Origin of the sequence: Acinetobacter lwoffii (assembly GCF_024129735.1) — a bacterium.
Lineage (GTDB): Bacteria > Pseudomonadota > Gammaproteobacteria > Pseudomonadales > Moraxellaceae > Acinetobacter > Acinetobacter lwoffii_H.
This window is the reverse complement of sequence record NZ_JAMXXK010000006.1, coordinates 21,066-45,786: the sequence shown is the minus strand read 5'-3', so window position 1 is coordinate 45,786 and position 24,721 is coordinate 21,066. Positions and strand designations below refer to the sequence as shown.

Annotated in this window: 23 protein-coding genes and 1 riboswitch; of the genes, 14 read left to right on the top strand and 9 right to left on the bottom strand. The window is 45.5% G+C overall.

Translation table 11 applies throughout. The features are described 5' to 3' along the window. Nucleotides 1-7: 7 nt before the first annotated feature. Nucleotides 8-1,366, bottom strand: a complete 1,359-nt coding sequence (locus NI469_RS03100) for a COG3014 family protein (RefSeq protein ID WP_034438391.1) — start codon at nt 1,364-1,366, stop codon at nt 8-10. Nucleotides 1,367-2,029: 663 nt separating this feature from the next. Between NI469_RS03100 and NI469_RS03095 the strand changes: the two genes are divergently transcribed. Continuing rightward, a complete protein-coding gene (locus NI469_RS03095) occupies nt 2,030-2,584 on the top strand; it encodes a YqgE/AlgH family protein (protein ID WP_004281085.1) in 555 nt (184 codons plus the stop codon). Continuing rightward, nucleotides 2,577-3,020 (top strand): Holliday junction resolvase RuvX, encoded by a 444-nt coding sequence (gene ruvX / locus NI469_RS03090; RefSeq protein WP_222110688.1) that lies wholly within the window; start codon nt 2,577-2,579, stop codon nt 3,018-3,020. The genes NI469_RS03095 and ruvX overlap by 8 nt, the downstream gene beginning before the upstream one ends. Nucleotides 3,021-3,084: 64 nt before the next feature. On the opposite strand, the gene NI469_RS03085 is transcribed toward ruvX, so the two are convergent. Further along, complete coding sequence (locus NI469_RS03085; protein ID WP_253147142.1) at nt 3,085-3,705, bottom strand: alpha-ketoglutarate-dependent dioxygenase AlkB family protein; 621 nt, start codon at nt 3,703-3,705, stop codon at nt 3,085-3,087. 151 nt (nt 3,706-3,856) lie between these two features. Between NI469_RS03085 and NI469_RS03080 the strand changes: the two genes are divergently transcribed. Beyond that, nucleotides 3,857-5,659: an ABC transporter ATP-binding protein gene (locus NI469_RS03080; protein ID WP_148334354.1), complete on the top strand. Its 1,803-nt coding sequence runs from the start codon at nt 3,857-3,859 to the stop codon at nt 5,657-5,659. 60 nt (nt 5,660-5,719) lie between these two features. On the opposite strand, the gene phoU is transcribed toward NI469_RS03080, so the two are convergent. Further along, nucleotides 5,720-6,439 carry a phosphate signaling complex protein PhoU gene (gene phoU / locus NI469_RS03075; protein WP_253174411.1) on the bottom strand — a complete coding sequence of 240 codons (720 nt, stop codon included), beginning with the start codon at nt 6,437-6,439 and terminating at the stop codon, nt 5,720-5,722. A 91-nt stretch (nt 6,440-6,530) separates the two neighbouring features. Further along, nucleotides 6,531-7,889 (bottom strand): multidrug efflux outer membrane protein AbuO, encoded by a 1,359-nt coding sequence (gene abuO / locus NI469_RS03070; protein WP_253174410.1) that lies wholly within the window; start codon nt 7,887-7,889, stop codon nt 6,531-6,533. 291 nt (nt 7,890-8,180) lie between these two features. Here abuO and NI469_RS03065 point away from each other — a divergent pair, with 291 nt between their 5' ends. The 7 genes from NI469_RS03065 (at nt 8,181) to NI469_RS03035 (ending at nt 14,936) form a co-directional block, all read left to right on the top strand. Beyond that, complete coding sequence (locus NI469_RS03065) at nt 8,181-9,212, top strand: hypothetical protein (protein WP_253174409.1); 1,032 nt, start codon at nt 8,181-8,183, stop codon at nt 9,210-9,212. Nucleotides 9,213-9,320: 108 nt separating this feature from the next. After that, nucleotides 9,321-9,453, top strand: a riboswitch (TPP riboswitch). Nucleotides 9,454-9,540: 87 nt separating this feature from the next. Next, nucleotides 9,541-11,436 (top strand): phosphomethylpyrimidine synthase ThiC, encoded by a 1,896-nt coding sequence (thiC, locus tag NI469_RS03060; protein WP_253174408.1) that lies wholly within the window; start codon nt 9,541-9,543, stop codon nt 11,434-11,436. A gap of 76 nt (nt 11,437-11,512) precedes the next feature. Further along, nucleotides 11,513-12,148 (top strand): NUDIX domain-containing protein, encoded by a 636-nt coding sequence (locus NI469_RS03055; protein ID WP_253174407.1) that lies wholly within the window; start codon nt 11,513-11,515, stop codon nt 12,146-12,148. Then, nucleotides 12,145-12,957, top strand: a complete 813-nt coding sequence (locus tag NI469_RS03050; protein WP_004281073.1) for a metallophosphoesterase — start codon at nt 12,145-12,147, stop codon at nt 12,955-12,957. The genes NI469_RS03055 and NI469_RS03050 overlap by 4 nt, the downstream gene beginning before the upstream one ends. A gap of 210 nt (nt 12,958-13,167) precedes the next feature. Further along, on the top strand, nt 13,168-13,695 hold the full coding sequence (gene dksA, locus NI469_RS03045; protein WP_004281072.1) for an RNA polymerase-binding protein DksA: 528 nt from the start codon (nt 13,168-13,170) through the stop codon (nt 13,693-13,695). A gap of 2 nt (nt 13,696-13,697) precedes the next feature. Further along, complete coding sequence (gene gluQRS / locus NI469_RS03040) at nt 13,698-14,618, top strand: tRNA glutamyl-Q(34) synthetase GluQRS (RefSeq protein ID WP_253174406.1); 921 nt, start codon at nt 13,698-13,700, stop codon at nt 14,616-14,618. A 57-nt stretch (nt 14,619-14,675) separates the two neighbouring features. Further along, the gene (locus tag NI469_RS03035; RefSeq protein ID WP_004281070.1) at nt 14,676-14,936 is read left to right on the top strand and encodes a zinc ribbon domain-containing protein; all 261 of its coding nucleotides are present in this window, start codon (nt 14,676-14,678) and stop codon (nt 14,934-14,936) included. Here NI469_RS03035 and ftsW read toward each other — a convergent pair. From ftsW to NI469_RS03010, 5 genes are all read right to left on the bottom strand, one after another. Next, nucleotides 14,925-16,121 (bottom strand): putative lipid II flippase FtsW, encoded by a 1,197-nt coding sequence (gene ftsW / locus NI469_RS03030; RefSeq protein WP_004281069.1) that lies wholly within the window; start codon nt 16,119-16,121, stop codon nt 14,925-14,927. The genes NI469_RS03035 and ftsW overlap by 12 nt on opposite strands. A gap of 20 nt (nt 16,122-16,141) precedes the next feature. Next, nucleotides 16,142-17,488, bottom strand: a complete 1,347-nt coding sequence (murD, locus tag NI469_RS03025) for a UDP-N-acetylmuramoyl-L-alanine--D-glutamate ligase (protein WP_253174405.1) — start codon at nt 17,486-17,488, stop codon at nt 16,142-16,144. Nucleotides 17,489-17,650: 162 nt separating this feature from the next. After that, entirely contained in the window at nt 17,651-17,902 is a 252-nt protein-coding gene (locus NI469_RS03020; RefSeq protein WP_180086774.1) for a DUF6587 family protein, read from the bottom strand. Nucleotides 17,903-17,961: 59 nt separating this feature from the next. Further along, nucleotides 17,962-19,818 (bottom strand): ferrous iron transporter B, encoded by a 1,857-nt coding sequence (gene feoB / locus NI469_RS03015; RefSeq protein WP_247143098.1) that lies wholly within the window; start codon nt 19,816-19,818, stop codon nt 17,962-17,964. After that, nucleotides 19,815-20,075 (bottom strand): FeoA family protein, encoded by a 261-nt coding sequence (locus NI469_RS03010; protein WP_253147148.1) that lies wholly within the window; start codon nt 20,073-20,075, stop codon nt 19,815-19,817. Before NI469_RS03010 ends, feoB begins: the two co-directional genes overlap by 4 nt. A 174-nt stretch (nt 20,076-20,249) precedes the next feature. Here NI469_RS03010 and xerD point away from each other — a divergent pair, with 174 nt between their 5' ends. The 4 genes from xerD to thrC all read left to right on the top strand — a co-directional run bounded on the left by xerD (nt 20,250) and on the right by thrC (nt 24,704). Next, nucleotides 20,250-21,167: a site-specific tyrosine recombinase XerD gene (gene xerD / locus NI469_RS03005; protein WP_005248421.1), complete on the top strand. Its 918-nt coding sequence runs from the start codon at nt 20,250-20,252 to the stop codon at nt 21,165-21,167. A 99-nt stretch (nt 21,168-21,266) separates the two neighbouring features. Further along, entirely contained in the window at nt 21,267-22,076 is an 810-nt protein-coding gene (locus tag NI469_RS03000; protein WP_253174404.1) for a DsbC family protein, read from the top strand. Nucleotides 22,077-22,202: 126 nt separating this feature from the next. Beyond that, nucleotides 22,203-23,510 carry a homoserine dehydrogenase gene (locus tag NI469_RS02995; protein ID WP_253147149.1) on the top strand — a complete coding sequence of 436 codons (1,308 nt, stop codon included), beginning with the start codon at nt 22,203-22,205 and terminating at the stop codon, nt 23,508-23,510. Between the two features lie 54 nt (nt 23,511-23,564). Continuing rightward, nucleotides 23,565-24,704 (top strand): threonine synthase, encoded by a 1,140-nt coding sequence (gene thrC / locus NI469_RS02990; RefSeq protein ID WP_005094446.1) that lies wholly within the window; start codon nt 23,565-23,567, stop codon nt 24,702-24,704. Nucleotides 24,705-24,721: the final 17 nt, after the last annotated feature.

The window sequence follows — 24,721 nt, the reverse complement described above, 5'->3', positions numbered from 1 at the left end:
TTTATGATTAATGTGGAATGGTGCTTACACTAGCCGTAATTTTGTCATTAACATGATGGGCATAGACAAACACTGTTTGATTGGCTTTCACATCTAGGGTGACCGGAGAGCTAGATACACTCCCGCTAGAAAGTTGTAAATTATGTTTGCCCGGCGTTAAATTTAAGCGCGCAATCTGGGCATTACTCGGCAAGGTACTCCAGCCACGCAAGTCAGCACGCTCAGTCGCCATATTTAAGACGTTACCGGCAAGTTGACCAAACACACCAAACTGGTTACCAAGTTCTTTTTGTGCGGCATATTTTGCAGTGGCGCGCAGCACCTGACTGCTCACATTCGCCATAATTTTTTCTTTGAGGTCCTTGACGGCCAAAGCACCAATATCACTAATCACATAACTGTCTTGTAAAGCTTTATTATTGACTTTCACTTTCAGGCTAGTTGGTATCACATAGGTACTTGGTTCATAGGTCGCAAAAGCAATATTGATTAAACCGCCCGGTGTAGGGACATCAATTTTATTTTCCACCTTTTGCGGTACAATTCCCTGTTCGATAAATACAATCACCGGAACACTACCCTTCTTATGCTGTGTGACCAGTTGATCCAGACGTTTCACGTCTTCGGAAATTTGCTTATCTGGTTGTAACTCATAAGCTTTCTTATAATCAACCAAGGCATCATTGTATTCACCCAAGGTTTCCCATAAATTGGCTGCCATATAAAAAGCGTAGGCATTCTGATAGCTGTTCTTAATCTTGCCGGCTATGGGGTCCAGACCGACAAAAGCTTCATCCAGCACACTTAGATTCTTCTCTGCTTCCGTGTTTTTAGCTACTTTGTCTTTTTTCTTTTCTAGTTCTTTTTGGTGCAACAATTCGATTTCACGCTGGAGGCCCTGAGCCACGCGCATTTCTACCGCAGCAGCTTCCAGATCCTTTAAGAAAATATAGTTTTTAGCTTGGGAAATATGCGCCAGCACCTGCTCATGTGCTGGTACCAGATAAGGCACTACAGAGTCATTGCTGACCATGGCAAGAGCCTTAAACCCCATTCGGGACACACTAATTTTGGCCCGATTTTTTTGTTTTTCTAACAGCGTAAAGGCTTGCTTATAATAATCTCGGCTTTCTTCATATTGATGGTTAACTTGTAATAAGCGGGCTTGTTCAAGTAAATATAAAACTCCATCCTTTGAATCAGCTTTGTCCTTAAACTGAGTAATGAGGTTTTCAGATAAAGCGCTATTCAAATGACTACGGAAAAAACTACCTTCTTCATTATAACTACTAAATACTGCTGCCTGTGAAGTGACCGACACAGAAAATAGCGCAGAAATTAAAGTCCCTTTTAAAATATGATGCATAACAACCCCATTAAAAAAATAAATTAAAGATGAAAATTTCTGCATTCTACGAACAAAGCAATATGGTTTCAATATGTATATTTTGTATAACAATTGAAATATTCTGTACAATATATCGCAAATTTATTACATAAATAAACAAATATTATAGTTTGCTATCTAATATTGACCATTTTTTAATCACTAGAAACTATGTATCGAAATATAGTTAGAGCTTAATTAATGAGCTGAGATTGTAATAACTTGCCTTTAGTTTTCAGATAAATTCTATTTAAAAGCAAGAAACTATATATAGTCTACTTTTAACCATGAATGATCTATTGTTATTATTCATCATTCCACCACAATATATTTAATATTTTTTATTAAAATTTAAGTAAGTTTTTACTCGGTTTATCTGGCTGTTTTAGCATAAATAAAAAACGCTTAAAACTACCTCCCATCATTTAAATAAAATCACTGAAAGTCTTTTTAAAAGGAGTTTTAAAACCGGCCTTAACCTGTTCATGCCTGATTTACCCCATATCCAAGTTGTCAGCCTAAGCATTTTATGGGATAACTAGCAGGAAGAAAGCCGCTGTTTGAGTGATTACAATTAGGCCCGTAGGCCATGCTTCACTTTTTCAGACTGCATAGCATACTGACTTTGGGAGAACTGCTCAGGTGACCAAACAGTTTCTGACACATCGTTGTCTGATTGCACCACCGCATGCGAATGATGATTTTTTTGCACAGACGGTCATTTATCTCGCGCGTCATGATGAAGATGGTGCCCAAGGCATCATTATCAATCGACCTGCCGGCATTCAAATTAAAGAATTGCTGAATGATCTGGATATTGAAGCAGATAATGTCAATCCGCATGAAGTATTGCAAGGTGGCCCTTTGCGCCCTGAGGCCGGCTTTGTCTTACATACCGGTCAGCCGACCTGGCACTCCTCCATTGCCGTGGGTGAAAATGTCTGCATTACCACCTCCAAAGATATTCTGGATGCGATTGCGCATAATGAAGGTGTCGGTCGCTATCAGATTGCCCTCGGTTATGCCAGCTGGGGCAAGCATCAGCTGGAACAGGAAATTGCCCGTGGTGACTGGCTGATTTGTGATTCCGATATGGATCTGATTTTTAACTTACCTTATAACGACCGTTGGGATGCTGCCTATAAAAAAATGGGCGTAGACCGCAACTGGTTATCTTCCGAGATTGGACATGCCTGATGTAAACGCGCCACAAACCATTATGGCGTTTGATTTTGGTACACAAAAAATGGGAATGTCGGTTGGACAATCCCTGATTGCAAGTGCCAATCCCCTGCCCTTATTTCCCATGAAAGATGGTATCCCCAACTGGGATGAGCTGCTCAAAATCGTGAAAAGCCATCAACCGAATTTATTTCTGGTCGGTTTGCCATTGAATATGGATGATAGTGAATCCGAGCTGTCGACACGGGCGCGAAAATTTGCCCGCCGTTTACGTCATCAGACCAATATTGAAACCTGGATGGTAGATGAACGTTTGACTACCCGTGAAGCACGCGATGAACTGGATCATTATCAGGCTCAAGGTCGCGGCAAAAAACTCTCTGCCGACAGTATTGCGGCTACCTTGTTGATTGAAAGCTGGTATCGCCATCCTGCTGGAATCACGCCTTAATCTGTTTTGAAAATTTTTTAAATCAGCATCCGTCAGGGTGCTTTTTTATGCTCCAAAATGCTTCTTAAGGATAAAAATAACGAAAAGTCAGGTTAATTCTTGGTGTTAAAACTTTGCTGGTTTTGCTGATACTGTGCTTCCAGTGTTGCTGTGTCGCGCCACGCATCACAATTAATTGCCCACTATGTAACAGCACATCGACTTTATCACTGCGAATTTTATGCTTAAAGCTCATTTTGCGGGTGGCTCCCAGACTCAGAGAAGCGATGACATTTTCCCGAGAAGTACCTGTATATAAAGCCGGCTCATCATCACTATGCCAACCCAAGCCTTGCGAACCATCTTCATACAAATTGGCCAGACAGGAATTAAAGGGATGACCGACCAGAATTTCAATATGTTGCTTTAAACGGAATAATCCGGGTGTCCATACCTGAGCTTGTTTGAGCGTACCAGAATAACGATACTGATAATGTTCATCGCCATACCAGACCACCTGGCGACCTGTGACATGGTGCTTACCAAATAAATGCACTTCATCATGTTGCCAGGCCAGCTGACTGAGAAAATGCTGTAGATACTGCTGGCTTTGTCCCTCATCCAAAATCAGGCCATAATCTTCTACTACCCCATCAAAAGGTAATACATTCGCTTGCGGCTGGGGTGCAAATAAATCGAAAGTCATATCAATCAGATCCAGTATCCACATGAAAATACTGACATTCGACCTAAAGGATTACAACTGCTCTTCACAAATGACTACAACATTTATGCTTGTGGCTGGCATGATTCCTGCCTAGACTGAATTCAACTTTCACAATAAAAATAATCCTTTTATGAACTTATGGCAGCTGTTTCAGAAACTTCGTCCCTTTGTTCAGCCTTATCGGTTGCTGGTGATTGCCACGCTGATTCTGACCCTGATCGGTTCATTCACCGCACAGGTCAATGCCATTACCTTGCAATATGCGGTCGACAGCATCAATTCGCTACTCGAAGCCGGTCAAGGACTGGAGCAAGGCTGGCATATTCTGATTACTATTTCGGCAATTTTGCTCGGCAAAGAAATTATTAATGCCTTTGTCCAGTTCGGGCAGAAGTTCTATGGAGAGAAACTGCGAATTTTTGTCTCTCAGGATCTGGCCCAAGGGATTATTGAAAAGTTTTTAAAATATCGTCTGGAATTTTTTAATCAGGAAAATAATCAGGCCGGTAAATTACAGACCCGGATTGACCGTGGTATTGGCTCACTGACCCGTCTGGTACAGATCTTTTTCATTGATATTTTACCGTTATTTACCAGTGCTATTGTGGCTTTGGGGTTGATGTACTATGCCAATGTCTATGTCGGTCTGGTTGCAACTGCCATTGTCCCGATCTATTTCTGGTTGACCTATAAACAGGCGCAAAAGCTGGGGGGCTGGCGCCGCAGTCTTCGCGATGGTCGGGAGAAAAAGAGTCAGGGCATTCTCAGCATCATCAACTCGATTACTGTGATCAAATCCTTTAACCGCGAGTCGATTGAATCGGAAAAGCAGTTGGGATTACAGCGTGAATTGACCAACAATCAGATGAAAACCCGCCAGACCAGTTTCCTGTTTGATGGCCTGAAAACTTTTCTGGAACAGATCGGGATTGTACTCATCATTATTCTAACCTCCTACTTTGTGCTGGATGGCCAGATGAGTATTGGCATGATCATGTTTCATGTGTTGCTGTTTAATAATGTCTCTGCCCCAATCCGATCCCTGCACCGGATTTATGATGAAGTAAATGACGCCATGATCTATTCAGAAAGCTTTTTCAAGATTCTGGAAGCAGATGATGAAATTGAACAAAGCGGTCAGCAGAAACCGATTGTCCAAGGAAAATTTGAACTGAGTGGCGTGAATTTTTATTATCCAAACGGCCACCATGCCCTGAAAGATATTGATATGGAAATTCGTCCCAATAAAATTACCGCCTTGGTGGGCTTATCGGGTGCCGGAAAATCCACCCTGATCAGTTTGCTGGATAAATTTTATGAACCACAGCAAGGCCAGATCAAACTGGATGGCATTGACCTGAAAGATTATGACACCCAATATCTACGCGATCATATTGGTCTGGTCTTACAAAAAAACCATATTTTTCAGGGCACCATCTTTGACAATATCCGTTACGGCAAAACTACTGCCTCAATGGAAGATGTAATTGAGGCGGCAGAAAAAGCCTCGATTCATGAGCAGATTTTACAGTTACCGGATGGCTATGACAGCGATGCCTTGATGCTGTCTGGCGGCCAGCAGCAACGGATTGCCTTGGCACGGATGTTCCTGAAAAATCCACCGATCATTTTTCTGGATGAACCGACGGCGAGTCTGGATGCAATTGCCACGGAACAGATCAAACAAAGTCTGGACCAGATCAAGCAAGGCCGTACCGTGATCATCATTTCGCATAGCCTGTCGCAGATTATTGATGCGGATTATACCTATGTGATGAAAGAAGGAACGATTGCTGAACATGGTGAACACGATCAGCTTTATCATCAGCAAGGCGTATATAAGGAAATCTTTGATGCGATGGCCAAAAGCCTGAATATTGAAAAAATTGCCAAAACTTTTGAAGATGATGCTGAGGAAGAAACTCATAGTTAGCTTTTCTATCCCAATAAAAAACCTCCGAGCTGGAGGTTTTTTTATTTAAGTCTGGAACGTTTAACGCTGAACTTTCTGTTCAATTTCTTCAACGCTGGTATGACGCACATCAAAACCTTTGACCATATAGATCACCTGTTCCGAAATATTCCGGGCATGATCGCCAATTCTTTCTAGCGAACGCAGCACCCATAATACATTGATGACACGACTGATATGCCGCGGATCTTCAATCATATAAGTCATAAGCGTACGTGTGGCTGATTGATACTCACGGTCAATATCCGCATCTGCCAACATGACCTTCAAAGCTTGATCTACATCCAGACGCGCAAAAGCATCCAGTGCATCATGAATCATCACCCGCACCTGGTTGCCAATATGCCGGGTTTCCATATAACCGCGCGGTGAGCCGCCCTCTTCACATAAGCTTTGTGCAATTCGGCCTATTTTCGAGGCTTCATCGCCGATCCGTTCCAGATCGGTATTGGCCTTGGACATGGCAAGCACCATACGTAAATCAATCGCGGCAGGATGACGGCGCGCCAGAATCAGGGTCAGCGCTTCATCAATATCTCGTTCCATCTGATTGACGACATTATCTTGAAACTGCACATCTACTGCCATTGAGACATCTGTGTCCAATAGGGCATGAATGGCATTAGCTACCTGCTGTTCTACCAGTCCGCCCATCGACATGAATTTGGTATTTACGTCCTGCAGTTCTTCATTAAATTGCGAAGAAATGTGATGACTTAATACAGGATTATTTGGACACAAGGAAAGCTACTCCTGAACGATAGAGGACAATGATCAATAATAAATCATATTAAAGCATATCTATGATGAAAGTTTGATGACAATAGTAGCCTCATAGAGGCTGAGGCGAATCATATTCAATCAGCCAGGCATTCAGCTCTGCCAGTTCCTTTTCGGTTAACTGCCCAACCGAAGCCTGCAATTGCAGCACATGTAGAAGATAATCATATTTGGCATTTAAATAATCGGTCTTGGCGGAAAAGGCATTACGCTGTGCCAGCAACACATCGACCATGGTTTTTAAGCCTTCCTGATATTGGGCTCTGGACGCTTGTGAGACAATTTCCGAAGAGTCCATCGCGGCTTTACGTGCATTCAGTTTGGCCTGATCGGTTTCTACCTGCATAAATGACTGTTTCACATCGGTATTGGCTTTACGGATGGCTGCATCCAGTTGCGCTTCACTTTTTTGCACATTAACGCCGGCCTGACGGATACTTTTTTGCGTGCGTCCACCACTAAATACATTCCAGTTCACTTCCACCCCAATCTGGTCAAAAGCTCCATTGCTGGACAGGCTCGTGGCCGGACTTTGTTTTAAATAGCCATAAGTTCCGACCGCTTCGACCTGCGGATAGAGTGCAGCCTGTTCGACCCGTTTGGCATCTTCAGAATAGCGCTTTTGCAGACGCGCTTGCAGAATATTCAGATTCTGGTTTTGTGCCAATTCGGTCCAGGACTGCATAGCACTTGGAACCGGTTTCTGAAACTGGAAATCGTTGCGTAATACGGCCAGATTTTCCTGATAAGGGCCGATTAACTGTGCCAGTTGTTCTTGGGCCAGTACCAACTGAACTTGAGTCGAAATCCGGTTGGCTTGGGCACTTTGATACTGGGCATTGGCTTCACTGACCTCACTGCGCGCTATCAGACCTTCTTTCAGTTTGGCATTCATCATCCGTAACTGCTCAGACAGTGCCTGCTCTTCCTGTAAATAAGCCGTAGTCAAGGACTGCTGACGCAAGACATTAAAATAGGCTTCCGCCACCTGTAAAATATGCTGCTGTTTTTGCAGACGCAGATTGACTTCACTGAGTTCGACCGAGGTCTTGACCTGCTTATAACCTTGCCAGGCATCCCAGCGAAATAAAGGCTGGCGGGCGGTTAAAGCCACCTGCCGGCTGGTGGTACTGGAACTTTGCAACTCACCAAACCCAGGTGGCAAACCTGCAGACTGCGAGTTATTGACGGACTGGTTTTTACGGGTGACATTGCCTGAAAGGGACACGGTCGGCAGCAAATTGCCGCTGGCAATCCCCAGATTGAGCTGATCGGCCTGATACTGCAACACATTCGCCTGCCAGTTCGGGTCATTTTGCTGGGCGCGCGCATAGGCTTCTTGCAAATCCAGTGCAAAAACTGCCGGACTACTTGCCAATATCCCCGCCATGACACTGAGTTTTAGTTTCATTTTATAGTGTTCATCCCTAACATCCATTCAGATCAAAAAATGCTGGCGCTTTAAGCTAAGCCATACTAAAGAGATCTCTTGAATTTTTACGTATGATTTTTATTAACTTTTTAATATAACTATCGCGTTTTATTCACGATTAATTCAATTTTCAAGATCTCTGTCTGCAATGTAACAAAGCAATTCACAATACTAAACATAGTATTTTAATTTGATCTATACAATATACCTCCCAGTAAGGCCGTTATTTTCTGAATTCACCTATATACAGAGTCCTGAAGCATAGTGTTAATGCCATTCCCGTCGATATTCAAAGCCTGTTTGATTGCTGGTAGCGTGCTGCTTCTTGGGGGCTGCCAACAGCCTTCAGATCCACAGATCCAGGTCGAACAGACTGAGGCAAAGCAAACGCAAAGTCCAGTCAATGACTTTAGCCTCATGTGCCAGAATATTGAAAAAAATATGTCCCAGATTAATGACCAGCGCACGACGTTTGCGCTGGAGCAGATTAATCAGGATCTTAAAGTATGCCTGCCGTTGATGGACTTGGCGGAGCAGAAGCACCTGATGCAGCGCTCTACCGAAATGTATCAGCGCTTTTTAAAGGTGGATCGCACCGAGTTCCAGCAACGCGCCTTTGAGCAGTATGCACTGGAAATGGCCCAGCATCCGACCATTCAGCATGCGCATTTTCAACAGCTCACCTCACGTGACCAGTATCTGTTAAAACACAAGGGGCAGGCTTATGTAGAACTGCTGGATCTGGGGGATGGCACTTTACATTATCGCCGCAGTCCGGAATATCTGGCGCGTATTTTTGCCCCTTATTTACCGGCCGCTGAAAAAGCCTTTATTGAAAATCTGGCGGAACAGAATATGGAACCGGTGCTGGTGGAAAAACGCCTGCAGATTGAAGCCGCTGATATTGCAGCCCGCAGCCTGCTTTGGGAAGACTATCTCAAGACTTATCCGAATAGCAGTTATAACCGCGATGCCGAATATCTGCTGAAGCAATATACCTATTTTCTGTTTAGAGGTACCGAGCAATCACCGGTGTCTGAAGATTATCGTGATCGTTATGCGGTCGATACCAGTCATCTGGAAACCATTATCGGGCTGTCGAGTGGCCAGAAATCAACGCTGTCCACACAGGCACGCCTGTTTCTGGAATTTCTGGACATGACTCCGGAACAGCGCCAGCAAACCTTGCCTGCCGATTATAGAAACCGTTCGGAAGCAGAACAGATTCTGTACTATGCCCAGATCAGTCCGCCCTCACAAAAATACGATAAGGACTGCTTTACCGATGCCATCTGTATCTAGTTGGGATCAGTTTCACCTTCAATCAGTAGGACCATGTCTAAATCAATCCTCGCTTAAAGTTGAGCGATTTAGACCTGTTTATTCTGCCTAAACTGAGCTAAGCTTTAGCCTCGCTTGACGGAGCGCGAGTAATGCCTCGCTGAGATCATGTGATTCCTTTTATCATTATCAGGAATTGAGCATGAGTACCGTTGAACCTGATCAGGTTAATACCTGCGTAGGAATCAAGCCAGCTAAAAACCCAGCCCTTGCTTTATCTGTTCAGGATAAATCTGCCTACGTTTTTGGTCGTGCTTGATTCGTTGATGTCATCATAAGGATCATAGCCATGAACCAGTTAACGAATCTTTCTTCTGAAACTTCTCTCTCCACTCATGAACAGGAAGCACGCGATTTAACGCGAATTCTACCCGCTTCACGTAAAGTCTATCTGCAAGGTTCCCGTCCTGATATTCAGGTACCCATGCGGGAAATTTCCTTAAGTGAAACCCCGACCAGTCTGGGCGGCGAACATAATCCACCTTTGATGGTCTATGACACTTCGGGTGTGTATACCGACCCCGACGTGACGATTGACCTGAACAAAGGTCTGCCGAATGTTCGTGAAAGCTGGATTGAACAGCGCAACGATAGCGAAATTCTGGATCAGCTCAGTTCTGAATTTGGTCGCCAGCGTTTACGCGATATCCGTACCGCCGCAATCCGTTTCGCCCATATCCAGAAACCTCGCAAAGCCAAATGCGGCCGCAACATCACCCAGATGCATTATGCCAAGCAAGGCATCATCACTCCGGAAATGGAATACATCGCCATTCGTGAAAATCTGCGTCAACTCGATGGTGTCGATATGCGCCAGCATCCGGGCCAGAATTTTGGTGCAAAAAACCTGACTGAAATCACCCCTGAATTTGTCCGCCAGGAAGTCGCTGCAGGACGTGCAATTATTCCGGCCAATATCAATCATCCGGAACTGGAACCGATGATCATCGGACGTAATTTTCTGGTGAAAATCAATGCCAATATCGGTAATTCTGCACTCGGTTCAAGTATTGAAGAAGAAGTCTCTAAAATGACCTGGGCGACGCGCTGGGGTGCAGATACCATTATGGACCTTTCGACCGGCCAGAATATTCATGAAACCCGGGAATGGATTATCCGGAATTCTCCAGTGCCGATCGGAACCGTACCAATTTATCAGGCACTGGAAAAAGTCAATGGTGTGGCCGAAGACCTGACCTGGGAGATCTTTAAAGACACGCTGATTGAACAGGCTGAACAAGGTGTGGATTACTTTACCATTCATGCCGGCGTGCTTTTAAGATATGTACCGCTGACAGCCAACCGTTTAACTGGGATCGTCTCTCGTGGCGGTTCGATCATGGCGCAGTGGTGTCTGGCACATCATCAGGAAAACTTCCTGTATACCCATTTCGATGAAATCTGCGAGATCATGAAAGCTTATGACGTATCGTTTAGTCTCGGCGATGGCCTACGTCCGGGCTGTGTGCAGGATGCCAATGACGAAGCGCAATTTGCCGAACTTCGAACTTTGGGCGAACTGACCCATCGTGCCTGGGAGCATGATGTTCAAGTGATGATCGAAGGTCCGGGGCATGTCCCGATGCATATGATCAAGGAAAATATGGACCTGCAACTGGAAGTCTGTAAGGAAGCGCCATTTTATACCTTGGGGCCACTCACCACCGATATCGCACCGGGTTATGACCACATTACTTCAGCCATCGGCGCTGCGATGATTGGCTGGTATGGTACTGCAATGCTGTGTTATGTGACGCCGAAAGAGCATCTCGGTTTACCCAATAAAAAGGATGTCAAAGACGGCATTATTACCTACAAGATTGCCGCGCATGCAGCCGATCTGGCCAAAGGTCATCCGGGTGCACAGGCCCGGGATAATGCCCTGTCCAAGGCGCGTTTTGAGTTCCGCTGGGAAGACCAGTTTAACTTGAGTCTGGATCCGGACACGGCGCGCAGCATGCATGATGAAACCATGCCGAAAGCGGCGCATAAATCTGCGCACTTTTGTTCCATGTGCGGACCGAAGTTCTGTTCAATGAAGATTAGCCAGAATGTTCGTGATTATGCCAGTCAACAGGCTAATCCTGATCAGCCAGCAAGCTCTCAGGCCGAAATTGAAGCGGGTATGGATCAGATGAAAGCCAGCTTCCACAAATCTGGTCAAAATTTATACCACAAACTATAAAACTGTAAAAAAAACAGTTGTCTTCAAAAAAAACTCAGATAGGATGAAAATAAATCAATTCATTCTATCTGAGCATATGAATATTATTAAACAGGCCTCTTATAATAAAAAAGACTTTAGCGTAGAGGCACGTGAGTTCTTGTACCGGGGATTTATTCAGGTAGAACAAGTCAGCCTGAAACACCGTTTATTTAATCAGGAAAGCTCAACCCCTGTTTTGCAACGTGAGCTGATTCACCGGCCAGAAGCAGCGGGTGTGCTGATGTACAACCATCAACAGCAGAAATTCGGCCTGATTGAACAGTTCCGGATTGGTGGACTGGATGATATCGATTCTCCTTGGCAACTCGAAGTGATTGCTGGCGTTCTGGATGGCGATGAAGCGCCTGAAACATGCATCCGTCGCGAAGCACTCGAAGAATCAGGCTGTACCCTAGATGAGCTGCAGCACATTTTCAGCTTCTATCCGTCCGCCGGGGCATGTTCCGAATTATTTCATTTATATGTGGCGCAGACCGAATTGCCTGAACAGGGCGGTATTTTTGGCATGCCGGATGAAGGTGAAAATATCCAGCTGCATATTCTGGATTATGCTGATATTCCGTCCTTGCTCACGAATGGTCGCTTAAGAAATGCACCTGTCATTATGGCCTTGCAATGGTTGCAACAACATATTCATACTGCAGGAATATGTCTAAGGGGAAAGACATGAGTTTTCAGCAGTCAAGCATAAACACACAGCCAGATTGGACCATTATCCAGATTTCTGATACCCATTTGATGGATCGGGAAGAGCTGGAATTTGCCCGGATGAATCCCGAGCAGAGTTTTCACGAGGTGATGCAGCAGATCCAACAGCGCTTTCCCCAAATGGATGCACTGATTCATACCGGTGATCTGGCACAGGTGCCGGTCGAGCAGACTTATCAACGCTATTTAGCATTTGTCCAGTCTTTAAACGTGCCGTATTATCAGATTCCAGGTAACCATGACGATTCTCGGGTGTTCCCTTTTCACCAGCATGCGAATCAGGTACATGCCATTCATTTTGGCACCTGGACCATGATCCTGTTAAATAGTGCCGTTCAAGGCAAGATCGATGGCTGGGTGGAACAAGCTCAACTCGATCAATTGGACCAATTATTGCTTGAATTTAAGCATCAGCATGTCATTGTCGCTTGCCATCATCATCCTTTTGCGATGAAATCGTACTGGATTGATCAGCACCGGCTGAAAAATGCTGAAGATTTAAAAGATGTACTGGCTCGGCATCATAATATCAAGCTGGTTCTGTTTGGTCATGTGCATCAGGATTCCTGCAACGAATGGCATGGCATCTACTTTTTATCCACGCCATCGACCAGTGTGCAGTTTAAACCTAAAAGTGAAGATTTCGCGCTAGATCAGGCGGCACCAGGTTATCGTGTATTACATTTGCAACAAAATGGTGAGTTTGATACCTATATTGAACGGGTGGCATTGAGCCAGCAAAATATTAATACCGAAATTTCAGGTTATTAACTTTTCAATTTGTTTTTTTTGCATTACTTTATTGCAACCAAAGGAAATGTGATATGCATAGTCCAGACATCAAAGACTATCAATAAGCATAAAAAGTCTATATGATGACGGCCCCCATAGGAGGATAATCTTTCTACAGGGTGGATAAAAAACTGCATATCACCATATTTTTTGCGTAGCAATCATACGCATAGATGAGGAATGCCCTAAATGGCGAATGACAACCAAAATCAAGTCTTAGACAATCAAACTGATGTTGTAGAAGAGAAAGCTGCAAAGCGCGTACGCAAATCTAAGCCTAAAACGACTGACGGTGGTTCTACTGCTAGCTTATTTGGTATTGAACCTTATCAACCTAAAAAAAATGAAGAATACATGTCTGAAGGTCAGCTTCAGCATTTCCGCCAAATCTTGCTGGCTTGGAAAGCTGAGTTGATGTCAGAAGTGGATCGTACCCTGAATACGATGCAAGACGAAAATACTGCTCTTCCAGATGTGAATGACCGTGCGACTCAGGAAGAAGAGTTTGCGATTGAGTTACGTACCCGTGACCGTGAACGTAAACTGATTCGTAAAATCGAACAGTCGATCGAAGCAATCCAGAATGATGACTATGGTTTCTGTGAAACTTGTGGTATCGAGATTGGCTTGCGTCGTTTAGAAGCACGTCCAACGGCTACTTTATGTATTGACTGCAAAACCCTTGCAGAGATCAAAGAGAAGCAAAATAACGGTTAAGTATGTCTGTAAATAATCCTCCCCTAACCCCTCCTTTAAAAAAGGAGGGGGACAACAGGATGGCTTATGTGGGCCGGTTCGCGCCATCGCCAACCGGCCCTTTGCATTTTGGCTCCCTCATTACCGCAGTTGCCAGTTACTGCGATGCCAAAGCCAATCAAGGCACATGGCTGGTCCGGATTGAAGATACCGATATTCCCCGCATTTATCGCGGCAGCGAAGAGCATATCCTGCGTGCCATGGAAGCCTTTCAGCTTGAACCTGATGCCGAAATCATTTTCCAGAAAGACCGTTTAGATATTTACGAAGACGTCATTCAGCAATTACGTCAGCAAGGTCTGGTTTATGCCTGCCAATGCACCCGTAAAATGCTAGGTTCCAACCATATCTATCAGGATACCTGCCGCGACTTGAGTCTGGCTTTTGAGCATCAAGCCATTCGCCTAAAAGTTGAAGATGTTGAAATCTGTTTTGAAGACCGGCTACAAGGTCGGCACTGTTCAGAACTAAAAAAAGATCTGGGTGATTTTGTCTTAAAACGTCGTGATGGCATTATCAATTACCAACTGGCTGTAGTGGTCGATGATTATCTGCAAGGGATGACCCACGTGGTACGTGGAGCTGATCTTTTAGATAATACCGAACGGCAAATCTATCTGGGGCAGTTACTCGGTTATCCGCGTCTAAGCTATATGCATCTACCGCTGGCAATGAATGATCAGGGGCAAAAACTTTCAAAACAGAATCTGGCCCAAGGACTGGATTTAAGTCAGGCGCCACAATTATTAAAACAGGCACTTCAGGCTTTGCATCAGGCTGAAGTTGATTTGGACACTCCCGATCGGATGCTGCAACAGGCGGTAGTACAATGGGACATTGAGCGGATTCCACATACAACTGAGCTACAAGGTCACTATTTATAAAAACAGCTTTTCACTTAAGCTAGACTTCTAGAATGAAAAATTGATAGGAAGAAGAGTATGTTTTTTATTTTTGGCGTCGGCCCTAAAACCAAAACCATTGAGAAAAGCCAGTTTCTGTGTCCGGTCTGCCGTACTCGTTCGGGCTATGAGCTAAAACAGCAGCGTAATTATTTTTCTTTATTTTTTATACCCTTGATTCCACTTTCCAAGCCTAAATCTGCTTTTGTGACCTGTTCCAATTGTGGAACCGCAATGCCGAGCACGGTACTGGACCATGCTCAGCCAGAGCCAGGACGAAACTCGAATCTAGAAGCTTGATTCTTCGCGGCTTGGATTAACCTGTCGCGTGGTCGAATCAATTTTCAGAATCAGACTGATCATGACCGCACAGATAATCAGAGATGAACCGCCATAACTAATAAATGGCAAGGTCAAACCTTTGGTCGGCAACATGCCCATATTCATGCCGGCATTCACCAGAATCTGTAACAGGAAAATGATACTGATGCCATAAGCCAAATATCCGGCACGCAGATATTGATGCTGCAAGGCGCGGTGTCCAATGCGGATACAGCAAACCAGCATGGTGAAGGACAAGATCAGGATGGTTGAAATGCCTAAAAAGCCAAATTCTTCACCCAAAATTGCCAGCATGAAATCGGTATGCGCCTCAGGCAAATAAGACATTTTCTGGATACTATGCCCCAAGCCTACCCCTGCCCATTCCCCACGGCCAAAGGCCATAAGGGCATTAGAGAGCTGATAACCGGTGCCTAAGGGATCTTCCCAAGGATTCGAAAAAGACAGCAGACGTTGCAGACGATACGGTTCCAACAGAATCGCGGCAGCAAATGCGCCGACCAAGGTCATAAAAGCCACACCGAACTGAATCCACGGCGCACCCGCCAGAAAGAACACGCCAAGCATGGTTAAGGTAATTACCACGGTTGCACCCAAGTCAGGCTCGAGAATAATCAAACCGACGGTAGCACCCATGATGGCACTTAAACGGACCAGACCCTTGATATTATTCCGTACTTCTTCCGCACGGCGCACCACGTAGTCTGCAGTAAAAATTGCCATCATCACTTTGGCGACTTCCGAAGCCTGTAAGGTAAAGCCTGCGATCCGAATCCAGCGTTTGGAACCATTGACTTCCGTCCCGACAAATAGCACGGCCACCAAAAGTACGATGGTAATAATCCACAAAAAGAAAGTGTTATTAAACCAGACTTTTAAGGGGATTTTATAAGCCAGAAAAGCTGCTACGGCAGCGACAAAAATCGAAATCCCATGTCGGCTAATATAGTGAAACGGATTTTCATGCATACGTTCTGCATAGGGCATCGAGGCCGATGCCACCATGATCGAACCAATGCAGAGCAAAGCCAACACACAGAAAATCAATACATTCCGTGGATTCACTTCAGCAGGTATTCTAGGTATCCACTGCGTATAAAATTGATTTAATTTATTGATCGTAGTCTGAGCAAACCCAGCCATATCACGAATCCTTGTTATTCTTAATTGAGTTCATTCACATACGCAACAAACTTGCGACCACGCTCAGGATAACCCGAGAACATATCAAAACTTGCGCATGCAGGAGACAATAGCACGACATCATGGGTCTGAGTGTGCTTTTGGCAGATTTCTACCGCCTGCTGCAGGCTGTCCGCATGGATCAGTTCAGTCGTGCCCGCAATCGCTGCTTCAATGATGGGACGATCTTCACCGATCAATACCGCTACTTTGGCATATTTAGCGAGTGATTCCCGTAAAGCTTTAAAATCCTGGCCCTTACCTTGTCCACCAAGAATAATCGCAACCTTACCGCCTTGGGCTTCAATCGCCATGCCCAGACCGTCCAGTGCCGCCAAGGTTGCGCCGATATTGGTACCTTTGGAGTCGTTATAATAGCGTACGTCCTGTACTTCCTTGACGAATTCACAGCGATGTTCCAGACCTTTAAACGTCTTCAAGGTATTCAACATGCTGTCCAGTGGCAGACCAATCGCCTCACCCAGCGCCAGACAGGCCAAGGCATTGGCAACATTATGCGTGCCCTGCATATACATCTCGGTACTTTTCAGCAGACGCTCACGACCACGCGCCAGCCAGATGCTGCCATCCGTATCCTTGAGAATACCGTACTGGTTCATATCCGGTGCATTTAGACCAAAGCTTTGTATCGGTGTTACGTCTGGCACCAGAGGACGGGTCAAAGAGTCATCACGGTTATAGACGACTTTTTTTACACCCTGGAAAATCCGGTGTTTCGCCGTGTGATAACCCATCATATCGCCATGACGATCCAGATGATCTTCACTCATGTTCAACACTACCGCGACTTCAGCCGCCAGATTTGAGGTGGTTTCCAGCTGAAAACTGGACAGCTCGAGTATATACAGCTCAGGATCGTCTTTAGTCAGGTCTAGCGCAGGACGACCTAAGTTACCACCGATAGCGACTTTTTTACCTGCATCCGCTGCCATCAAGCCAATCAAGGTCGTCACGGTACTTTTGGCATTAGAACCGGTAATTGCTACGATTGGCTTGTCTGTAGCACGGCGTAAAATCTGGATTTCACTGACTACTGGAATGCCCTTGTTGATGGCTGCCTGAATTTCAGGAAGTTTAGGATCAAGTCCTGGGCTGATCACGATTTCTTCCGCAGACAACAACAGCTCGGCATCAAACTGACCGAAACTGGTCTGAACTTCAGCGGGTATCTGCTCATGCCCTGGCGGGTTAGCTCTAGAATCTGTTACTGCAACGCGGTAGCCCTGACTATGCAAGAAATTGACTGCTGCAACACCTGATATTCCGAGTCCTGCAACGACTTTTAACCCACCACGTTGTATTAACATTTTCGCCCCATATTTTGGTCTATTTTGAAACTGACGAAATGGTAGCACTTTGCTGTTTTGAATGCCTTTTCTGATTGGCTTTTCTGCACATTTTTTTTGTGTCCATGCGTAAAAAAACCGTCATGATCATGACGGTTTTTAAAATTCAGCCAGAAAAGGAAATTATTTCCATTTCACCGCTTGTTGGGCTGGCTTTTCTTCTGAACTTTTTTCTGAAACCGGACAGGCACAGTTGCCACCACAGCCTGCAGCCATACCCGGTTGCAGCCATTTGGCCAGACGCTTCCAGCCCTTGGCTGCACAGGCATCAGACAGCTTCTGGAAGACTGAGTTAGAGGTGTTCGGAAACACCTTTTTGAATACGACCAGCATGCTCCAAAGCACCAGTGCTGTCACAATTAGAATTTCAATCATCTCAATCTCCCATACATATACAATACAGCAAATTCAACTGGCCAAGGCCCAGCTGAGATTTAGCCCAAATAATATGAAGCAATTTGATAAGTCAGGAATGACATGAAATATGCCAGACCGAACAGGTAAACAGTCATGATACTGACAGTTTTCCAGGAACCTGTTTCACGTTTAACCGTTGCTAGGGTCGCCAGACAATGTGGTGCATAAATAAACCACACCAGCAAAGACAAACCTGTCGCCACTGACCAGCCCAGATCACCTCCACCGCTGATCAGCGCAGCCAGACCTTCAGACATCGCATCTTCATCAACTGCCGACATCGCATAGACTGTGCCCAGTGCTGCAACGACCACTTCACGCGCTGCCATCGCCGGAATCAGGGCAATACAGATCTGCCAGTTAAAACCGAGGGGTGCAAAGATCGGTTGCATCAGATGACCGAGCATCCCTGCCAATGAATAATCAATGGCCGGCAGGGTTGCACCTTCTGGTGGCTGCGGGAACGTACACAGGAACCACAGCACAATCGATAAGGCGAAGATGATGCCGCCGACACGTTTCAAGAAGATTTTGCCGCGATCCAATAAGCCGATCCAAACGTTCTTCAAGTCCGGAAAACGGTAGCTTGGCAGTTCCATCAGCAGCATGTGCTGTGATTTATCTTTGTGGAAGAATTTCAACACAAAAGACACCAGCAAGGCACTTACGATACCTGCCATATAAAGACCGAAGAGCACCAGACCTTGCAGATTCAGGAAACCCCAGACAGTTTGTGCGGGTACAAATGCCGCAATTAGCAAGGCATAAACTGGCAAACGCGCCGAACAGGTCATTAAAGGTGCAACAAAAATCGTGGTTAAACGATCTCGTGGATCACTGATGGTCCGCGATGCCATGATGCCGGGAATGGCACAGGCAAAGCTGGACAATAACGGAATAAAGGCACGTCCTGATAAACCGGCTTTAAACATCAGCTTATCTAATAGGAAAGCAGCACGCGGTAAATAACCTGATTCTTCCAGTACCAGAATAAAGAAGAACAGAATCAGAATCTGTGGCAGGAACACCACCACGCCACCGGCACCGGCAATAATCCCATCCACCACCAGACTATTCAGTAAGGGATGCGAAATATATTCGCCGAGGAACTCACCCAGCCAGCCGAAGAAGGTTTCGATGCCATCCATAAACGGCGCAGCCCAGGCAAATACCGCCTGGAAAATCACGAACATCATTACAGCTAGGCTGAGTAAGCCCAATACCGGATGCAGAAAAATCTTGTCAAGAAAATCGGTACGCTTATCTTCCTGATCGACGAAATTGACCACGTCATTCAGAATGTTTTCTACGCGCTGGTGACTATCACCTTTCAAGCCACTGAGCTCAGTCTGTGGCACAGAATACTTGCCTTGATCTAGCGCATTTTTCAGGTTTTCAATGCCTGAATTGCGCACAGCCACCGTTTCTACCACAGGCACGCCCAGACGTTCAGACAGCTTCTGGGTATTGATCTGCATGCCACGACGACGTGCTTCATCCATCATGTTCAGCACGACCAGTACTGGACGACCCAGTGCAATCATTTCCAGCACCAGACCCAAATGCAATTTCAGATTGGTGGCATCTACCACACACAAAAATGCATCCTGCTCCTGCTCTTCCGCAATTTTACCTTGTACGACGTTGCGAGTAATCTCTTCATCCGGACTGGTCGCATCCAGACTATAAGTCCCCGGCAAATCCAGTACCCGTACCGCTTTGCCTGAAGCAAGCTGAAAGGTACCGACTTTACGTTCAACCGTGACACCCGCATAGTTACCGACTTTTTGGCGTGTTCCGGTTAAGTGGTTGAATAATGAAGTTTTACCGCAGTTAGGGTTACCGACAAGGGCAATACGTAATGTATCACTCATGCCGACACCGCCTGTTCGATTTCAATTTTGGCTGCTTCTGATTTACGCAAAGCAAAACGTGTGAATCCAACTTGAATCAAAATGGGATCTCCACCAAAAATACCTTTAGTAATGACCTGTACCTTTGTACCTGGTACAAAGCCTAAAGTTTCCAAACGACTCGCGACGACATCGTATAGAGCACTTTCACCATCAGCTGTTCGACTCACTTTTCGAATGATGGCAATTTGTTTTGCTTTTAAATCAGACAAACGCACCGTGAAATTCCTAAACTATTTTGTACAGTATACAAACAAATGAGAATAATTAACAAATAAGATTAATTACATTTCGATTTAGCCTTATACCACATCGACACCGTCATAAAATTACACTACAGTGGAGAATACCAATCCCGATTATCGCTTTTTCAGATCAGATCCTTTCACCTTATGCTGAATAAAAAACCCCGTATTCCTGCCCCTGTCCAGATTCCTGATGCGTTCAGTTATTTACAGGGTTTTCGTGATTATCTGATTGCACAAACGGTCAGCCCGCATACCCGCAATGCCTATTTGTCCGACCTGGTGCAATGTGCAGAATGCCTGAGCAAGCCTCTGCCGGAATGGAATCATGATGATATTTCCGATGTGCTGATTGCACTGACCAAACAGCAAAAAAGTCCACGTTCGATTGCCCGCTGCCTGTCTGCCTTGCGTTCATTTTATAAATTTTTACGTGAGCAGAAACTGCGTAGTGACAATCCGGTGGCTGCACATAGAACCCCAAAACTGGGCCGGGCCTTACCTAAAGATTTGTCCGAAGCTGATGTCGAAGCCCTGATTCATGCCCCGGATATCAACACGGCATTAGGACTGCGCGATCGTGCCATGTTTGAAGTATTGTATGCCTGCGGACTCCGGGTGACCGAACTGATTAATTTACGTCTGGAACTGATCAACTTAAAACAGGGTTATTTACGTATCGTCGGTAAGGGCAATAAAGAACGTCTAGTTCCGATGGGACAAATGGCTTGTGAATGGGTGGAAAAATATCTGAACGAAGCCCGTCCGCAACTGTATAAGACTTCGACTGATTATCTATTTCTGACCCAGCATGGCGGCATCATGAGCCGGCAGAATTTCTGGTATGCGATTAAGCGTTATGCGCTACAGGCCGGAATTCAGTCCGAACTGTCACCGCATACCTTGCGCCATGCCTTTGCGACGCATTTACTCAATCATGGCGCAGACTTACGTGTGGTGCAGATGCTGCTCGGCCATAGTGATCTATCTACCACCCAGATTTATACTCATGTGGCACAGGTACGAATGCAGCAGCTACACGCGACCCATCATCCACGGGCTTGAATCAGATCCGGACGGAATAAACTGAGAAGTTTGACGTGTGGGTATTTTTTTTTGTTATGCTAATACTCTGTTTTTAATCCAAGAAGAAAAGGGTTTTTTATGACATTTGCCCGCTCAAAAATTTTTATGGCTTGCACAATTGCTGCTGGTTTGGGTCTGACTGCATGTTCCAATTCCACTAACAACGATAAAAAGCAAGAGTTGACTGCAAGCGCACCGGCGACGGGCGAAGCCTCTACCCTAACCGAACGTAATGCAGAACAGCGTCTGGCGTCTACGTTGGAAAAGCATTTCAAAACTGCTGGCATCAGTGCCAAAATTACCGACATTAAAGCCACTGAAGTTCCAAACCTGTACTGGGTGAGTCTGGAAGGCATGTCTGCGGTCTATGTCACCAGTGACGGTAAATACCTGATTCAGGGCGATGTGATCCGTCTCGGTGACAAACAGCTGCACAATGTCAGCGAAAACCTTCAGGCAGGCATCAACAATAAACTCTTTGCTGAACTCAAGCCAGCAGACTTGCTGGTCTATCCAGCCAAAGGCAAAGCCAAGCATGTGGTCTATGTGTTTACCGATGTCAGCTGTCCGTATTGCCATAAATTCCATGAACAAATGGATGAGATGAATGCCAAAGGCATTGAAGTGCGTTATATCGCCTGGCCGCGTGGTGAACAGCATATGCCAGCCATGGAAGCGATCTGGTGCAGTGCCGACCGTCGCAGTGCCTTTGACCAGGCGATTTCAGGCGCACAGATTAGTGCAGCGAAATGTGAAAATCCTGTTCAAGATCAATATCAAATGGGTCTGAATATGGGTGTGAATGGTACCCCTGCCATTTATAATTCAGCAGGTACTTATCTGGGCGGTTACCTGTCTACATCGGAATTATTGAATCGGCTTAAATAACTCATTTTAATAAGTTATTTAACTTTATTTTATAGATAAAGATATTCTGAAATGACCCTAGAGTCAGGCGGGTTTTTTAGCTATGATCTAGGCTCTTGTAAAAAACTGTTTAATTTGGAGTGTGACGTGAAACCAGTTCGTCTGGCAATCCTCGGTCTTGGTACTGTAGGTGGTGGTGCCTTGAAACTATTAAAAGAAAATGCTGCTGAGATCAAACGTCGCACCGGTCGTGAAATTGAAATTACCCATGTAGGCACCCGTCGTCCACGTCCTGATCTGGATCTGCCAGAATCGGTTAAACAAAGTGCCGACTTGATGGACATCGTACGTCAACCTGATGTAGACGTCGTGGTTGAAGTCATGGGCGGAATTCATCCTGCTTTTGAAATTATTATGGAAGCCATGAAACATGGCAAACATATTGTAACGGCCAACAAAGCACTCTTGGCTGAACACGGCAACGAGCTATTTAAAGCGGCTGAAGACAATGCCGTACAGATTGCCTATGAAGCGGCAGTGGCCGGTGGCATTCCGATTATTAAAGTGATTCGTGAAGGTCTGGCAGCCAACAAGATTGAATGGCTGGCTGGTATTATTAACGGCACGGGTAACTTCATTCTCAGTGAAATGCGTGAAAAAGGCCGCGCTTTTGAAGATGTGCTGAAAGAAGCTCAAGAACTGGGTTATGCTGAAGCCGATCCAACTTTTGACGTGGAAGGAATTGATGCAGCGCACAAGCTAACGATTCTGGCCTCATGTGCCTTTGGTATTCCACTTCAGTTTGACAAAGTCTTTACTGAAGGCATTGGTAAAATCACTGCACAAGATGTGAAATATGCCGAAGACCTCGGTTTCCGGATTAAACACCTGGGTATTGCACGCCGTACCGATGCCGGGATTGAACTCCGTGTACACCCGACCCTGATTCCAGATGACCAGTTAATTGCCAATGTCAACGGCGTGAAAAATGCGGTTCTGGTACAAGCCAATGCGGTCGGCCCAACATTATACTATGGTGCTGGCGCAGGTGCGGGACCAACGGCTTCTGCGGTTGTTGCCGATGTGGTTGATATTGTCCGTGACATTATTTACACAGAAGACGGCGCAGGCACCATTCCGCAACTGGCTTTTGAAGCGCTCAGTGATTTACCGATCTTGAGTCGTGAACAAATGACCACCGGCTATTACATCCGTATTAATGCCGAAGATCAGATGGGCGTGCTTGCTGATGTGACCACGATTCTCAGTCGTGCCGGCATCAGTATTGATGCGATCATGCAGCAACCGCGTTTATCCAAAGACCTTATTCCTATCGTGATTCTGACCGATCCAGTCAAGGAATCAAAAATGGATGCAGCGCTTTCACAAATTCAAGCATTACCCGTCATTCATGGCGAAATTGTACGAATTCGTTTAGAATCGCTTGATAATTAATCGGGTTGAGGGGAGGATTCCCCTTGCCAAGCTCTACACAATTGGAACATCATCATGTCGAATGCCAATCGTTATACTGGTTTAGTTGACCGCTATCGCGACCGTTTACCAGTGTCTGCAACTACTCGTGCGATCTCTTTGGGTGAAGGTAATACTCCACTGATCAAGCTTGAGAATATTCCACGCATTATTGGTAAAGATGTTGAAATTTATGTGAAGTACGAGGGCTTAAACCCGACTGGTTCATTTAAAGACCGCGGTATGACTATGGCGGTGACCAAAGCCGTTGAAGAAGGCTCTAAAGCCATCATCTGCGCATCTACTGGTAACACCTCTGCAGCAGCGGCTGCATACGCTGCGCGTGCCGGCATTAAAGCATTCGTGCTCATCCCTGAAGGCAAAATTGCCATGGGTAAAATGGCACAAGCGATGATGTATGGTGCGATCACCATGCAAATTCGCGGTAACTTCGATGACGGTATGCGTCTAGTTAAGGAAGTTGCCGATCAGGCTCCGGTGACGATTGTAAATTCAATCAACCCGTACCGCCTGCAAGGTCAAAAAACCATTGCTTACGAGATCGTTGAAGCTTTAGGTCGTGCCCCGGATTACCACTGCCTGCCAGTGGGTAACGCAGGTAATATCACTGCACACTGGATGGGCTATACCGAAGCGGTGGCCAATCAGTCAAAAGAAGAATTTGAGCAAGTGATTTACGATGCTGAAACCGATGCTTTCACTGGTCCTAAACCGGCTGGCTTGCCAATCATGGCCGGTTACCAAGCGTCTGGTGCTGCTCCGTTCCTGCGTGGTGGTCCAGTAGAAAATCCGGAAACTGTTGCAACTGCAATTCGTATTGGTAATCCGCAAAGTTTCAATCATGCCAAAGCCGTCGTTCGTGATTCAAACGGCTGGTTTGATGAACTGACGGATGCTGAGATTCTTGAAGCACAACGTCTGCTGTCGATGTATGAAGGTGTATTCGTAGAACCTGCATCTGCTGCGTCTGTTGGCGGTGCAATCCGTGATATCAAAGCAGGTAAAATCGCTGAAGGTTCAGTAATCGTATGTACCGTAACCGGTAATGGTCTAAAAGATCCAGATACCGCGATCAAACAATGTGCCGATGCGGTGATGCTGTCTATCGACGCAACCATGGCTCAGGTAAAAGACTCTATTCTGTCGAACATGTAATTTCAGCCAGAATAAAA